The following is a 14,531-nucleotide window of genomic DNA, read 5'->3' on the forward strand; positions in this document are numbered from 1 at the left end:
ATCTCAGATTTGTTTATATTTGATGCCTATACTTGACTATGCAGAAAAAACTGAAACTTTGGGACGCCATTATGCTGGTAATGGGATCTATGATTGGAAGCGGAATTTTTATTGTAAGTGCCGATATGATGCGGAACCTGGGATCCGGTTTCTGGCTGATCGTAGTCTGGATCATTACCGGAGTGATGACTGTAGCAGCGGCAATCAGCTATGGAGAGCTTTCTGCGCTGTTTCCAAAAGCTGGCGGGCAGTATACCTATCTCAAAGAGATCTTTGGGAAAAAGATGGGATTTCTGTACGGCTGGGGCCTGTTTACGGTAATCCAGACAGGAACTATTGCCGCAGTAGCAATGGCTTTCGGTAAATTCACCGCTTATCTGGTTCCGTCACTGAATGATGCAGCTCCTCTTTTCCAGAGTGGAGAATTCAAAATCACATGGATACAGATTCTGGCAATAGCCGTTATCCTTTTACTTACTTATATTAATACAAGAGGTGTACAGAGCGGAAAGTTGCTTCAGAATGTATTTACAGGTTCAAAAATCATTGCTTTACTGGGCTTAATTGCTGTTGGATTTATTCTAGTTGATTTTTCGCATTTAGCTGAAAATTTCAGCCTGGGTTTTGATTCATTTAATAACCTTAAAAAAGATATAAGCGGTAATTTTCTAAAAGAAGGCTGGGAACCAATTAGTGGAATGACCCTGCTCGGAGGCATCGCAGCAGCCATGGTAGGATCTGTTTTCAGTTCGGTAGCCTGGGAAAGTGTAACTTTCGTTTCCGGAGAAGTTGAAAATCCTAAGAGAAATATTGTCAAATCAATGATCTATGGAACTTCTGCAGTGATGATCCTTTATCTGGCAGTCAATTATGTATACCTGAATGCTTTGGACAGGGACAGTATTGCTTTTGCAGCCAATGACAGGGTTGCGGTGGCAGCCTCACAGAATATTTTCGGAAGTGCAGGCACCATCATTATAGCAGTTCTTGTAATGGTTTCTACCTTCGGGTGCGACAACGGGCTGATTCTGGCTGGAGCCCGAGTGTTTCAAACTATGGCAAAAGACGGAATGTTTTTTAAATCTGCAGAGAAAAATAATAAAAATGAAGTTCCGGAAAATGCTTTATGGATGCAGGGAATATGGGCCTCGGTGCTATGCCTTAGCGGACAGTATGGTAATCTTCTGGACATGATCTCCTTTGTGATCGTTCTGTTCTACATGATTACGGTTTTCGGAGTTATTTATTTAAGAATCAAAAAGCCGGACCTTGAAAGACCTTATAAAACATGGCTTTACCCGGTAACGCCTATTATCTATCTCTTGATAGGAACAGGGTTTTGTGTACTTCTCCTGATTTACAAACAGCAATATACATGGCCCGGATTTTTAATGGTGCTCCTGGGACTTCCTGTGTATTATTTCATCAACAGGAAAAAGCAGACAGATCAATAGGTTAAGATTCAACCGTTTCTATAATATATCAGGGCTCTCAAATTCGTTTGGAAGCCCTTTTTTCAATGAGATTTTTGATTTCTTTTCATATTTATTTCATGAAAATGTGTATTTTGGTAGTTCTTTTTAAGAAAACTAGACTATGTAAAATAAGAAGCTGACTATGGACACACCAAATTACAGAATGCCTTTCGTGCCTTCAACACTCATGACTGAAGGAGGAAGTATTGATATCTGCGACATGGGCGAAAGCATTGCGCACAATATCATGTTGCTGATCACCACTAAAAAAGGCGAAAACAGATATGATGACAATTATGGAAACGACGTATGGAATCTGGAATTCGACAATGGAGTCACCAGTGCCGTTTGGGAGAGCGTTTTCATTAAAAGCCTCAGAAGGCAGATTCAGGAATATGAGCCCCGCATCGTGAACCCGCAGATTGATGCCCACATCCAATTTGTAGAGCACAGCTACGATACCAAAGAACATACAGAGATCAAAAAGAAAGTAAGAATTGCCATCAATGCAAAAATGGAGGCAACAGGAGAGCGTTTCAGTTTTTCTACAGAATTATTTTTAAGCCCGATGTCTATTGACTAATTGTTTTTAACAGCAAGAAAAAATTATGAACTTAGATCAAAATATATATTCCAAAGAATCTGTAAAGGCAAGAATGCTTCAGAACGCCACCAAAGTGTGGGGACTGAAAAGCCCGCAGTCTCTGGACCCTTTTGTAAAACTACTGATAGACGCATTCAGTACAGAAGTTTTTAAGGCTAATAACGAGATTCAGACAGTCAATGCAAGAATCCTTGAGAAACTGGCAAAACTTCTGACACCCTCCATTTATACCCATCCGATTCCGGCCCATGCGGTTGCCTTTACGTTGCCTTACGAATCTTCGGAAGTCCTACTGGAACATACCGAATTCTTTTTCCGCAAGCAGATGACATCAACGGTAAAATCAGAATCGGATAAACAGCTTAATATTCCCTTTACACCCGTAGGAAATGTAAGAATTAATAAAATACAGACGGCAATAATGTTTGTAGGAAATACCTGCTATAGTGTAGATGACAGGCTGAATAAAATACCGGTAGCAAGATTTCAGGGAAAACCTGAAGACTACAGAAAGATTACAATAGGAGTGGATGTAAGCCGATATGCCACTGAAAATTTCCCTAAATACATCAGCGTATTCTGTTCCAATCCTGCTTTTGAGCATATAGATTTCGTCTACAAACTGCTTCCTTATATTACCGTTACCAGTAATGGGAATCCTTTGTTTGTAAGAGAGGGATTGAGTTATCTTACGAACAGCCAGCAGGACGGATACGAACAGATGTTCAGAGAACAGTCGATCCGGAATAAAGTTATTGAAGATATCAAAAGTATTTACCGTCATAAATTCATAGAGATCACCGGACTTTCAAGCAGCCTCTTTTCGGAGCCTGGCGTATTGCCACAAAATTTAGACTTTCTCAACGAAAAAGAAGAGATCAGAAAGCAGATCGGAGACAAACGCTATTTGTGGCTTACCTTTGAATTCCCGCCGCAGTTTTCTGCGGAGATCTTAGATAATTTTTCATTTGTAATGAATGCTTTCCCTATTTACAACAGAGGCTGGAAGAAGACAGAATACAGCCTGGATATCATGGGAAACAATATTCCTCTCGTTACAGACGAAGGCGAACATTTCCTGTATGTGGATGAAGTTCAGGATGGAGACGGAAGAAAATATACGGAGATTCCTTTTACTCCTGCCGATGATCTTAAAAAAGGATTGTATACAGTAAGAAAAGGCGGAATGGAGCGTTTCACCAATAGAAATGCCGTAGATATGATCGCCAATGTTCTGGAACTGACAAGAGATGAAATTGCTGCATTTTCACTGTTAAACAGGGATAATGTCAAAGGAGTGCTAAGTGAAATGTCAGATAAAATGAAGACGATGGTTCAGAAAGTGAACAATGCGAAGAGAAATATCAGACAGGAACTGAATTACGTCATTATGGAGCCTGTAGAAAAAACAGACCATACATATGCCTCATTCTGGGTGACACACTGCACACTGGCCAACCATATGCGTCCCGGAACAGAACTTTCTAATCAATTAAAATCACAGACTGTTGTACTCCTCACAGAAACTATAGGCGGTTCTGAAGAACAGAAAGGAACAGACAGTATTCAGGCTTACAGATATGCCCTAACCACAAGAGACAAGATCATTTCTCTCGAAGATGTTAAAAACTACTGCAGAATGGTCCTGAAAGATGAGGTAAAAGAAGTAAGGGTAAGAAGAGGAACCATGATCAGCAACCGCCCAAAAGAAGGTTTTGTAAGAACCGTTGAGATAGAAATCATTCCTCAGAATTATTCATTCTATGGAAGGGCCTACTGGGAAAATATGGCCAATATCCTTAGAAACCAAATCATTTCGAAAGCGATTGACGGAATCGAATATGTAGTAAAAATAAGCAATGAAGATATTGATCTTGACGAAATATAAATTATAACTAAACTTAAACTATAAAATATGAGAAAGATTATTGTCCTTGCTATGGCCCTGACCTTCACATCAGTCAGTGTGATCAGCTGTAAAAAAGACGTCAGTAAACTGGGTAAATCCGTTTTGAACCTTGGTGGTGCTGACGAAGCGAATGCTATCATCGATTTCAATAACAACTTTTTGGATTCTTATAAGAATACATCCAAACATATAGAAAGTATTCTGAGATACGCAGATGGAGCCGTAGCGAAAGCAAAAGGCGGAAATGCCATGATAATGCCAGTAATAGGTTCTATGGATTACTCATTCAGCAAGATCAAAGAAATACCGTCAGGTTTTGGAAAAGACAAGGCAGCAATAGAAGCCGATTTCAATACCTATAAAGCTAAAAAGGAAAGTATAGAGAAAAAGTTCGAAGAGCTTAAATCCTATATGAATTCTGAAGACTATAAAGATGACAAAGGAGCAAAAGCAGAGGCCATAACAAAGGATATTGAAACCGAAGCCCAGGCTTTATTTACCTCGGGAGAAAATGTAGTGGCGAAGATCAAACCTGCAACAGATGCGGCAGAAGAAGTGGTTCTGAAAGACCATCCTATGAAAGAATATATCATCTCTTCCAAAAGCGTAATGAACTCCCTGGACTCTAATATTGATGTACTGGATAAGCAGTATTCAGGAAAATTCAACGAAGCGGAAGCTCAGAAAAAATATGATGAGCTTGCCAAAGCAGTAGAAGCCAATTCAAAATTAGAATTCAATGTGAAAGATCCGCAGTATTCTTACAAAAAAACATTGTTTGAAAGCTTTAATAAAAGTGCGTCCAGCTTTTTGGATACTTACAGAAAACTGATTCGTGATGCTAAAGGCTCTGGAAAAATTTCAGACAGCGATATCCAGCAGATCGATTCTTCCTATGAATCTGTACTGAACTCCTACAATTCATTTGTGAAATAAAAAAGGTATGAACCTATAACAGAAGACTGATGCAATGTATCAGTCTTTTTTATTTGCGGGAATAGGAATATAGTTAATATCAGCAGTATCACGCAGAGCATAAATAAAATTTATGAACGAAATTCATGAAGAATTAATCATTTCAGAACCTTAAAAATTTAACTAAAATTAAAGTTTAATAAAATCTTTCAGGTTCATACAATTCCATAAAATTCCGTAATTTTGCACATTGTGATTTTCAGGCAGGATCACCCCAAATTATGAGTAAATCAACAGAATATATAGAAGTTTACGGAGCACGTGAACACAATCTTAAAAATATTAATGTAAAGATTCCTCGCAACGAGCTGGTAGTAATTACCGGGCTTTCCGGCAGTGGGAAATCATCTTTGGCTTTTGATACCATCTTTGCCGAAGGGCAACGTCGTTATATCGAAACATTTTCGGCATATGCGCGCCAGTTTCTGGGCGGTCTGGAACGACCGGATGTAGATAAGATAGAAGGTCTTTCTCCCGTAATTGCCATCGAGCAGAAAACCACCAATAAAAATCCGAGGTCTACCGTAGGAACCGTAACTGAGTTGTATGATTATCTACGCTTGTTATATGCAAGAGTTTCCGATGCATACTCTCTTTCCAGTGGAAAAAGGTTGGTAAGCTATACGGAAGACCAGATCTTGGACACAATCAAGGAAAATTATAAAGGCGAAAAAATAATGCTTCTTGCGCCTGTAGTACGTTCCAGAAAAGGCCATTACCATGAGCTTTTTGTACAGATGGCAAAAAAAGGCTACGGTCAGGCAAGGATTGACGGTGAGCTGCAGGATATAGAATATGATCTGAAGCTGGACCGTTATAAAACCCACGATATAGACATTGTGATCGACCGATGGATCATCGGTGAAAATGCTTCCGAATCCAGAATGGAAAAATCCCTGCGTACCGCAATTGAGATGGGCGAAGGGATCATCGGAATCCAGAAACTGGGAGGCACAGATATAGAATATTTTTCGAAAAATCTGATGGATGCTGAAACAGGACATTCACTGGCACTTCCGGAACCCAATACATTCTCTTTTAACTCTCCGAAAGGAAGCTGTCCGGAATGTAAAGGTTTGGGGACTATCAAAAAGATCAATACAGATTACTTTATTGAAAACCCTAAGCTTTCCATTAACCAGGGCGGACTGTTACCGCTGGAAGATATTAAATCCAACAAATGGATACTCTCACAGATCAAAAATATCCTTGAGATCTTCGGATTAGGCATGGCAACACCTATGAAGGATATTCCGGACGAGGCTTTGGACTATATCTACAACGGATGCCATAAGGAATTTAATAAAGATCTGAAATACGCAGGGATTACCAAAAAGATAAAAATAAGCTTCGATGGTCTGATCACTTTTATGGAAGAGATCATTGAAGAAAGAGAATCTTACGAGGCAGTATTGCTGGAAAGGCATTTTACCACTGAAGAAACCTGTCCGGAATGCGGCGGAACCCGTCTTCAGCCTGCAAGCTTAAGCTTTAAAATTGACGGAAAAAATATCGCTGAGGTAAATGCTTTAAGCTTATCCGATTTAAAAGAATGGCTATCCGACGTTAAAGATAAATTCTCAGAAAAACATAAAATCATTGCCTACGAAATCTTAAAAGAGATTGAAACAAGACTTCAGTTCCTTCTGGATGTAGGTTTGGATTATCTGAGCTTAAGCAGAAGCTCTAAAACCCTTTCAGGCGGAGAATCCCAGAGGATACGTCTTGCCACGCAGATCGGGTCACAACTTGTGAATGTTCTGTATATTCTGGATGAACCAAGTATTGGGCTTCACCAGAGAGATAATGAGAGACTGATCAATTCATTGAAAAACCTTAGAGATATTGGGAACTCCGTCATTGTTGTAGAGCATGATAAAGATATGATCCTGGAGGCCGATGAGGTATTGGATATTGGTCCGAGAGCCGGAAAATTTGGTGGAGAAATACTCTGGCAGGGAAAACCGAAAGACCTGTTGAAAGCAGATACCATTACGGCAGATTATATCAACGGAAAAAGAAAGATAGCAGTTCCTGCGGAAAGAAGAGCTGGGAATGGTAAAAATATACTGTTAAAAGGAGCTACTGGAAATAACCTTAAAAATGTTACCCTGGATATTCCGTTAGGAAAACTGGTTGTAGTAACAGGAATTTCAGGTAGCGGAAAATCTTCCCTGATCAACGGAACCTTATATCCGATCCTGAACAAACATTTTTACAGAGCCGTTCAGGAGCCTCTTCCATACAAAAAGATTGAAGGGCTTGATCATATTGATAAAATTGTAGACGTAGACCAGACTCCGATCGGAAGAACTCCGCGATCAAACCCTGCAACCTATACAGGAATGTTTACAGACATCAGAAACCTTTTTGCTGAACTTCCGGAGAGTAAAATCCGTGGTTATAAGCCGGGAAGATTCTCATTCAATGTAAAAGGCGGAAGATGCGAAACCTGCCAGGGTGGTGGGCTGAAAGTAATTGAAATGAACTTTCTTCCCGATGTATACGTACATTGTGAAACCTGTAATGGAAAACGTTTCAACAGAGAAACCCTGGAAGTACGTTACAAAGGAAAATCTATTTCCGACGTTCTGGATATGACGATTGGTGAAGCGGTAGATTTCTTCCAGCCGATCCCTAAGATTTTTGCTAAAGTAAAAACCCTTCAGGATGTAGGATTAGGTTATATCACGCTTGGACAGCAGTCGACAACACTTTCAGGAGGAGAGGCACAGCGTATCAAGTTGGCTACAGAACTTTCGAAAAGACAGACTGGAAATACATTGTATATTTTAGATGAGCCGACGACGGGGCTTCACTTTGAAGATGTAAAGATCCTGATGGATGCCATTAACCAGCTGGTAGAATTAGGAAACTCATTCATCATCATCGAACATAATATGGATGTGATCAAATTGGCAGACCATATTATCGATGTAGGACCGGAAGGAGGAAAACACGGTGGCCAGATCGTAGCTCAGGGAACTCCTGAAGAGATTGTGAAATCTAAGAAGAGTTTGACCGGTAAGTTTCTAAAAAGAGAATTAGAATAATAATTAAAATTGAATATAAAAAGCCACAATACTTGTTGTGGCTTTTTTATTTCTCCTGCATTTCGTTGTAAATGCTTTCAAGCTTCTGCCAATAGTCTTCCTGCATCCAAGCATATTTTTTATAATTGGTGCTGATCATTGCGTTATCAGAAACGGTTTTTGTTTTAAGGTAATCTGTAATGGCTTCCAGCAGCCATTTTTCATTAAATCCGGCCCATTCACCTGCTGCCTGTAACAGATTGGGCTGTAAAACAGGAAAGACTTCATATATATTAATGGTTTTCACATCGTCAAAAGAATACGGGCTTTCCAGAATTGTTTTAACAATATATTGAAAATTAAAATCCTGAAGTTCTGTATCCAGATAAAAATCAGATAGAGCGATCCATACAGGTTTTCGCTCTTCAATATTAACAGGTTTTAGCATTGACAATTCCTTTGATAGATGGATTGATCAAACCAATTATAGAGAGGATATATAAACTTCTATTTTTGTACCGTCGTAGTTGAAGGTTCCGTCTTCATTCTTTTTACCCAGAACCCATTTCATGTCTACAGGAACAGACCATGCCGTACCTAGTGAAAATCCGTTCACGGATCTGATCTCCGCACCGTTTCCGGTAGTGACAGCCGAATGGAACCACGTTTTATCTCTTAGTCTGTAAAAACCAATGGCTTTTCCTTTGGGAATTATAGCATAACCATCCCACTTATCGCCTGCAGGATAGTTGAATTTATTGAGCCATCCCTGTGCACGGAACTGTACAAGTTCATCCGGAGATATGGTTGCACCTCTCATATACAGGGCATAAGCTACCACATCGTGGCATACGCCCTTGTTGTAATTGGCCATCTCGTCCTGCCCGGAAAGAAGGCCATTGGATATCAGTGATTTTTTCGCTGGTTCGAATTGCCCGACCTGGGCTCCTTTTGGTGTGATCATTTTAATATTATTTTATTGTTTTGGTTTATTTAAAGATACATAATATATTATAAATAATATTTCACCATAAAGATATATGATATTAAAGTATTGTTTGTAATTTCTTAAAATTTTTATAAATAATGAAGATTTTAAGTGCAAAACATAATAAATGTTCAGGAAAAACGTTCTATATTTGTCAAACAAATTAAAACAATATGAAAAATTTAAAGAAACTTAACAAGAATGAATTGAAATCAGTGTATGGGGGTGCACCTGTAATTTATTGTGTATTTTGTGAAAGACTCAATAAAACAGTGTGTAGTGAAGCCCATATTTCTCAATGTCCTTAAAAATTCAAGCTGCCTTTAGAGCAGCTTTTTTTATGATCAGATTTAATGATTATTTCACGCTTTGAGCAAAATTCTTCAGGCTTGATTTCAGATCTTTCGAATTTGCAATACTGTCAAAGCTGATGTTATCAATCTTCCATTCCTGGCCGGACTTTATCAAATGTACTTTGTCGGTCCATATAACTTTAGGCTGAGACATCATGTATTCAAAAGTAACCGCCGCATCCGCTGAGGTACCCGAAGGGTTGATAACAACGGATTTTATTTTGTAACTGTTGTATCCTTCATATAAGCTTGAAAAAACAGCTCCTTCAAACAATAATGGTTTTTCATCCGGATGATCACTGTGTTTTACCTTTTCAATATCAGCTTTAGAAGCATTCAAAGCCTCTTCAAGTGTTCTTTTGAGTTCCGGAGAAAAAAGGCTGTCAGAGAAGGGTTTATTATAAAGAGCATCATTTGAGCCTCCATATAAACGGTAAAGCTCGTTGACCTTTTGTATAACAGAGGTTTCTTCGGCCGAATTTGCACGGGATCCATTATTTTTGCAGGCTGCTAAAAAGAGAAAAATTCCTAAGCATAGAAAGATTTTTTTCATCAATAAAATTTAAATTCAATGGTCAAATCATGTGCCATCTTTTATTCTGTCAGCTTGTTTCTTAAGCCTAAAAATAATTTAAACAGCCAATCATAAAATTTAATACATTTGATTATTAAATATGATCTGTGAATCCTATTCTTGATGTTGTAGTACGTTCCCTTTGCGTTTACCTTTTTATGGTGATCGCTATCCGTCTCTTTGGTAAAAACCAGCTTTCCCAGCTTAATGCAGGAGATGTGGTTCTGCTCCTTCTTATTTCCAATGCGGTTCAGAATGCAATGGTGGGGCAGAATACCTCTCTACAGGGTGGTCTTATTGCAGCCCTCGTTCTGTTTGCGGCAAACTTTATTCTAAAACGGCTCATGTTCTCCAACCGGAAATTCGAAACATTTATGGAAGAAGACCCTGTAATCCTGATCAGAGATGGGGTAATAGACCAGACTGCTCTGAACAGGGTGAAGATCACCCGTGATGAGCTGGAAGAAGCCATAAGAGAACACGGCGTGGAGAAAATAAGAGATGTTAAGCTTTCTATTCTTGAAGTTGATGGTAATATAAGCGTTATTTCAGAAGATGAGAAAGAAAAGCAGACCCACTATTCAAGAATCAAAAGAAAAAATAAAAGAAAATACTATTAAATAGAATGAATTACGAATTAAGAGAAATGCTTCCCGGTGATGAAAAAAGAGTGCTGGAAATTTATAAGCAGGGATTAGACGGAGGGGTATCCACTTTTGAAACAGAAGTTCCTACTGCCGAAGCCTGGAATATGGAATATTTCAACGATTGCCGTTGGGTACTTGAGAATGAAAACAATGAAATAGTAGGGTGGTGCGCTTTGAAGCCGGTAAGCAAAAGAGAATGTTATAAAGGAGTAGCTGAAGTGAGCATTTATTTTGACAACACGTATCAGGGAAAAGGCTTAGGATCAGTTCTGCTGAAAAAGATGATTCTTGACAGCGAAAGCCATGGTTTCTGGACTCTTCAGGCCAGCATCTTTCCCGAAAACGAAGCTTCTATAAGATTTCACCAAAAAAACGGGTTCAGAACCGTGGGAGTCAGAAAAAAAATTGGAAAGCTAAACGGACAGTGGAAAGATGTCGTACTGTTCGAAAAGCGAAGTGACAGTATAGAATAAATAAAAGAGAACCGGACAATTCTTTAAATCTTTCATTTTTAATTAAATAAATCACTTTTGTTCTAAAAATATTGGCTTTCAAACCCCGTAAGCTTCCCTTTCAAAAATGCTCCGGTGTACTTTGGCACTAACCTTGTTATCTCCCTATTGAAATTTGAAAAAGTGGAAAATATGAAAGGTTTAATGAAAATTGTAGGGGTGTTAACCGTTATGTTTATGATGACATCATGTGTGGTGCATGATCATCATGTAAGGAGACTCCCGCCGGGACAAGCTAAAAAAGTGTATGGAGGAAGTGCACGATACTATGCTCCGGGACAGGTGAAAAAACGAGTGTATTATTATGATTATGACAACAGAGGTCATCATCATAAAAACAAAGGACACAAACGACACAGAGATTAAGAAAAATAAAAAAGCCCTGATTTTTCAGGGCTTTTGATTTGTATTAAAATCTTGATTTTTTTGGATTCAGGAATGTATTAAAGATCATTATTTCCGTTCCGAATTTTTTCTCAATTCTTTCCGAAATGTTGAGCATTTCACTTTTGATAAAATCCTCTCTGAGATCATCATTGTCAAACATCAGAAGCAAGTTATAATTCTTCCCCTCTTCAATATAATCACTGTGTACTTCAGAAAGAATATATTTATTGACATCCATAAGGTTTTCCGCCATCAGCACCAGTGTTTCATCAATATAATTTTCCCATTCTTCGATATTGTTTTTCGTACAGTGGAAAGTTATACTCAATAAGCTCATATTTTATGAATTTTTAAGATTTTGTGGATAAATTCTAGTGCAAAAATCGGTAAAAATTTCGTAAATTAGCCCGTTAATAAAAATTGGAAATAAATAATTTTCAGACGCACAGCTAAAGGTCTGACTGTCATTATAATAAATTTGTTTATGCAAAAAGAAGGAGAAAGACTGATTCCTATCAACATTGTTGATGAAATGAAATCGTCTTATATCGATTATTCGATGTCGGTTATCGTTTCAAGAGCGTTGCCGGACGTAAGAGACGGCCTGAAACCCGTTCATAGAAGAGTACTTTACGGTATGTATGGATTAGGGGTTTTTTCTAATAGAAAATATTTAAAATCTGCAAGAATCGTTGGGGATGTTTTGGGTAAATATCACCCGCATGGAGACTCTTCAGTATATGATGCAATGGTGAGAATGGCTCAGGAATGGAGCTTGCGTTATCCCCAGGTGGATGGGCAGGGTAACTTCGGTTCAATGGACGGAGACCCGCCTGCGGCAATGCGATACACCGAAGCAAGACTGAAAAAGATTTCTGATGAGATTCTTTCAGATCTGGACAAAGAAACTGTTGATTTTCAGAATAACTTTGACGACAGTATGCAGGAGCCTACCGTGCTGCCTACTAAAGTTCCTAACCTTTTAGTCAATGGTACTTCCGGGATTGCAGTAGGTATGGCGACCAATATGGCACCGCACAACCTATCAGAATCTATTGATGCAATCTGTGCTTATATCGATAACCGAGAGATTACTATCGATGAATTAATGCACCATATTACAGCGCCGGATTTCCCTACAGGAGGTATTATATATGGTTACGATGGAGTAAGGGATGCCTTCCATACAGGAAAAGGAAGAGTAGTGCTGAGAGCAAAAGTGAATTTCGAAGAAATCGGAAACAGAAATGCTATTATCGTTACTGAAGTTCCATACCAGGTAAACAAGGCTGATATGATCGCCAGAACTGCGGAACTCGTAAAAGATGACAAGATTGTAGGAATTCATGAGATCAGAGACGAATCGGACAGAAATGGTCTGCGTGTCGTTTACGAACTGAAAAATGATGCTATTCCTAATGTTGTCCTAAACTTACTATATAAATATACAGCACTTCAGACTTCTTTCAGCGTTAATAATATTGCGCTGGTTAAAGGAAGACCGGAACAGCTGAATTTAAAGGATATCATCCACCATTTCGTAGAGCACAGACACGAAGTGATTGTGAGAAGAACTCAGTACGAGCTTAAGAAAGCAAAAGAGAGAGCTCACATCTTGGAAGGTTTCATGAAAGTGATAGGATCTCAGGATTCTTTAGACAGAGCCATTTCTATTATCCGTCACAGTGCTAACCCTCAGGCAGCAAAAGAAGGCTTGATCGAAGCATTTGAACTTTCTGACATTCAGGCTCAGGCCATTCTTGATCTAAGATTAGCACGTCTTACAGGAATGGAACTTGACAAGATCCGTGATGAATATGACACGATCATGAAAGAGATCATGAACCTGGAAGATATCTTAGCCAATGAACCGAGAAGATTTGAGATCATCAAAGAAGAATTGCTTGAAATCAAAGAAAAATATGGTGACGAAAGAAGAACTGCAATCGACTATTCAGGAGGAGAAATGTCTATTGAGGATATTATCCCGAATGAAGCCGTAGTTCTTACCATTTCACACGCAGGATATGTTAAGAGAACCTCACTTTCTGAATACAAAATTCAGAGCAGAGGTGGTGTAGGGAATAGAGCAGCAACTACAAGGGATGAAGATTTCCTTGAATATATTGTTTCTGCGACCAACCACCAGTATATGCTGTTTTTCACAGAAAAAGGAAGATGTTACTGGTTAAGAGTATTTGAAATTCCTGAAGGGTCAAAAACATCCAAAGGAAGAGCAGTACAGAACCTGATCAATATTGAGCAGGATGACAAGATCAAAGCCTACATCAGAACCAATAACCTGAAAGACGCTGAATACGTAAACCAAATGAGTGTAGTGATGGTGACCAAGAATGGAACCATTAAGAAAACCTCTCTTGAAGCGTACTCAAGACCAAGAGTTAATGGGGTTAATGCTATCGAAATCAGAGATAATGACCAATTATTGGGTGCATACCTTACCAATGGTACTTCTCAGATCATGATTGCAACTAAAAATGGTAAATGTATCCGTTTCCCTGAAGAAAAAGTAAGAGAAGTAGGTAGAGGATCCATTGGGGTACGTGGTATCACTATGGACGATAATGACGAGGCAATTGGTATGATTGTTGTGAATGATGTAGAAAAAGAGACAGTTCTTGTGGTTTCTGAAAAAGGATATGGTAAAAGAACTGCTGTAGAAGACTACAGAATCACCAACAGAGGAGGAAAAGGAGTTATTACCCTGAACATTACCGAAAAAACAGGAAATCTGATCGCTATTCAGAATGTGACAGACGAAGACGGATTGATGATCATCAATAAGTCCGGTGTTGCCATCAGAATGAATATGGATGAAATGAGAGTAATGGGAAGAAATACCCAGGGAGTAAAAATGATTAACCTTAAGAAAAATGACGAAATTGCAGCCATTGCAAAAGTAGAAATGGATAAAGAGGTAGCAGAAGAAGACTCTGAAGAAAATGCAGAAGGGACAGGAATTGTAGCAGATAACCAAGAAAACAATACAGAACCACAGGCTGAAAAAGAAAACCCGGCCGGAGAAAATGAGAATTCTGATTCTGAAGAATAAAA

14 protein-coding genes are annotated in these 14,531 nt (G+C 38.8%); 10 read left to right on the top strand and 4 right to left on the bottom strand.

From position 1 onward, the window contains the following. The first annotated feature begins 38 nt into the window (after positions 1 to 38). From V6R96_RS08650 to uvrA, 5 genes are all read left to right on the top strand, one after another. Positions 39 to 1,454, top strand: coding sequence for an APC family permease (locus V6R96_RS08650; protein WP_111958005.1), 1,416 nt, complete (start codon positions 39 to 41; stop codon positions 1,452 to 1,454). Positions 1,455 to 1,617: 163 nt separating this feature from the next. After that, positions 1,618 to 2,058: a GPW/gp25 family protein gene (locus V6R96_RS08655; protein ID WP_111958003.1), complete on the top strand. Its 441-nt coding sequence runs from the start codon at positions 1,618 to 1,620 to the stop codon at positions 2,056 to 2,058. A gap of 25 nt (positions 2,059 to 2,083) precedes the next feature. Further along, the gene (locus V6R96_RS08660) at positions 2,084 to 3,967 is read left to right on the top strand and encodes a type VI secretion system baseplate subunit TssF (RefSeq protein WP_223559380.1); all 1,884 of its coding nucleotides are present in this window, start codon (positions 2,084 to 2,086) and stop codon (positions 3,965 to 3,967) included. Positions 3,968 to 3,994: 27 nt separating this feature from the next. Next, positions 3,995 to 4,924: a DUF3829 domain-containing protein gene (locus V6R96_RS08665; protein WP_336378670.1), complete on the top strand. Its 930-nt coding sequence runs from the start codon at positions 3,995 to 3,997 to the stop codon at positions 4,922 to 4,924. Between the two features lie 260 nt (positions 4,925 to 5,184). After that, positions 5,185 to 8,016 carry an excinuclease ABC subunit UvrA gene (gene uvrA / locus V6R96_RS08670; RefSeq protein WP_223559381.1) on the top strand — a complete coding sequence of 944 codons (2,832 nt, stop codon included), beginning with the start codon at positions 5,185 to 5,187 and terminating at the stop codon, positions 8,014 to 8,016. A gap of 46 nt (positions 8,017 to 8,062) precedes the next feature. On the opposite strand, the gene V6R96_RS08675 is transcribed toward uvrA, so the two are convergent. Continuing rightward, positions 8,063 to 8,443: a hypothetical protein gene (locus V6R96_RS08675; RefSeq protein WP_111957995.1), complete on the bottom strand. Its 381-nt coding sequence runs from the start codon at positions 8,441 to 8,443 to the stop codon at positions 8,063 to 8,065. Between the two features lie 36 nt (positions 8,444 to 8,479). Then, positions 8,480 to 8,959 carry a hypothetical protein gene (locus V6R96_RS08680; protein WP_228452666.1) on the bottom strand — a complete coding sequence of 160 codons (480 nt, stop codon included), beginning with the start codon at positions 8,957 to 8,959 and terminating at the stop codon, positions 8,480 to 8,482. 197 nt (positions 8,960 to 9,156) lie between these two features. Between V6R96_RS08680 and V6R96_RS08685 the strand changes: the two genes are divergently transcribed. Continuing rightward, positions 9,157 to 9,291 (top strand): bacteriocin-like protein, encoded by a 135-nt coding sequence (locus tag V6R96_RS08685; protein WP_111957991.1) that lies wholly within the window; start codon positions 9,157 to 9,159, stop codon positions 9,289 to 9,291. Positions 9,292 to 9,340: 49 nt separating this feature from the next. Here V6R96_RS08685 and V6R96_RS08690 read toward each other — a convergent pair whose 3' ends face one another. Continuing rightward, complete coding sequence (locus V6R96_RS08690) at positions 9,341 to 9,889, bottom strand: DUF3828 domain-containing protein (RefSeq protein WP_111957989.1); 549 nt, start codon at positions 9,887 to 9,889, stop codon at positions 9,341 to 9,343. A gap of 128 nt (positions 9,890 to 10,017) precedes the next feature. Here V6R96_RS08690 and V6R96_RS08695 point away from each other — a divergent pair, with 128 nt between their 5' ends. The 3 genes from V6R96_RS08695 to V6R96_RS08705 all read left to right on the top strand — a co-directional run bounded on the left by V6R96_RS08695 (position 10,018) and on the right by V6R96_RS08705 (position 11,435). Beyond that, positions 10,018 to 10,530, top strand: coding sequence for a DUF421 domain-containing protein (locus V6R96_RS08695; RefSeq protein WP_111957987.1), 513 nt, complete (start codon positions 10,018 to 10,020; stop codon positions 10,528 to 10,530). A gap of 5 nt (positions 10,531 to 10,535) precedes the next feature. After that, positions 10,536 to 11,030 (top strand): GNAT family N-acetyltransferase, encoded by a 495-nt coding sequence (locus V6R96_RS08700; RefSeq protein ID WP_111957985.1) that lies wholly within the window; start codon positions 10,536 to 10,538, stop codon positions 11,028 to 11,030. Positions 11,031 to 11,201: 171 nt separating this feature from the next. After that, entirely contained in the window at positions 11,202 to 11,435 is a 234-nt protein-coding gene (locus tag V6R96_RS08705; RefSeq protein WP_111957983.1) for a hypothetical protein, read from the top strand. Positions 11,436 to 11,478: 43 nt separating this feature from the next. On the opposite strand, the gene V6R96_RS08710 is transcribed toward V6R96_RS08705, so the two are convergent. Further along, positions 11,479 to 11,793 (bottom strand): DUF4286 family protein, encoded by a 315-nt coding sequence (locus V6R96_RS08710; RefSeq protein ID WP_111957981.1) that lies wholly within the window; start codon positions 11,791 to 11,793, stop codon positions 11,479 to 11,481. 147 nt (positions 11,794 to 11,940) lie between these two features. Here V6R96_RS08710 and gyrA point away from each other — a divergent pair, with 147 nt between their 5' ends. Continuing rightward, complete coding sequence (gyrA, locus tag V6R96_RS08715; RefSeq protein ID WP_111957978.1) at positions 11,941 to 14,529, top strand: DNA gyrase subunit A; 2,589 nt, start codon at positions 11,941 to 11,943, stop codon at positions 14,527 to 14,529. Positions 14,530 to 14,531 lie beyond the last annotated feature (2 nt).

The organism is Chryseobacterium sp. CCNWLW53 (genome assembly GCF_037083525.1).
GTDB classification, from domain to species: domain Bacteria; phylum Bacteroidota; class Bacteroidia; order Flavobacteriales; family Weeksellaceae; genus Chryseobacterium; species Chryseobacterium lathyri.

Bases quoted from the DNA above. Each gene is read 5' to 3' on its own strand.
- V6R96_RS08650 (WP_111958005.1), top strand. From the start codon at position 39: ATGCAGAAAAAACTGAAACTTTGGGACGCCATTATGCTGGTAATGGGA.
- V6R96_RS08655 (WP_111958003.1), top strand. From the start codon at position 1,618: ATGGACACACCAAATTACAGAATGCCTTTCGTGCCTTCAACACTCATG.
- V6R96_RS08660 (WP_223559380.1), top strand. From the start codon at position 2,084: ATGAACTTAGATCAAAATATATATTCCAAAGAATCTGTAAAGGCAAGA.
- V6R96_RS08665 (WP_336378670.1), top strand. From the start codon at position 3,995: ATGAGAAAGATTATTGTCCTTGCTATGGCCCTGACCTTCACATCAGTC.
- uvrA (WP_223559381.1), top strand. From the start codon at position 5,185: ATGAGTAAATCAACAGAATATATAGAAGTTTACGGAGCACGTGAACAC.
- V6R96_RS08675 (WP_111957995.1), bottom strand. From the start codon at position 8,443: ATGCTAAAACCTGTTAATATTGAAGAGCGAAAACCTGTATGGATCGCT.
- V6R96_RS08680 (WP_228452666.1), bottom strand. From the start codon at position 8,959: ATGATCACACCAAAAGGAGCCCAGGTCGGGCAATTCGAACCAGCGAAA.
- V6R96_RS08685 (WP_111957991.1), top strand. From the start codon at position 9,157: ATGAAAAATTTAAAGAAACTTAACAAGAATGAATTGAAATCAGTGTAT.
- V6R96_RS08690 (WP_111957989.1), bottom strand. From the start codon at position 9,889: ATGAAAAAAATCTTTCTATGCTTAGGAATTTTTCTCTTTTTAGCAGCC.
- V6R96_RS08700 (WP_111957985.1), top strand. From the start codon at position 10,536: ATGAATTACGAATTAAGAGAAATGCTTCCCGGTGATGAAAAAAGAGTG.
- V6R96_RS08705 (WP_111957983.1), top strand. From the start codon at position 11,202: ATGAAAGGTTTAATGAAAATTGTAGGGGTGTTAACCGTTATGTTTATG.
- V6R96_RS08710 (WP_111957981.1), bottom strand. From the start codon at position 11,793: ATGAGCTTATTGAGTATAACTTTCCACTGTACGAAAAACAATATCGAA.
- gyrA (WP_111957978.1), top strand. From the start codon at position 11,941: ATGCAAAAAGAAGGAGAAAGACTGATTCCTATCAACATTGTTGATGAA.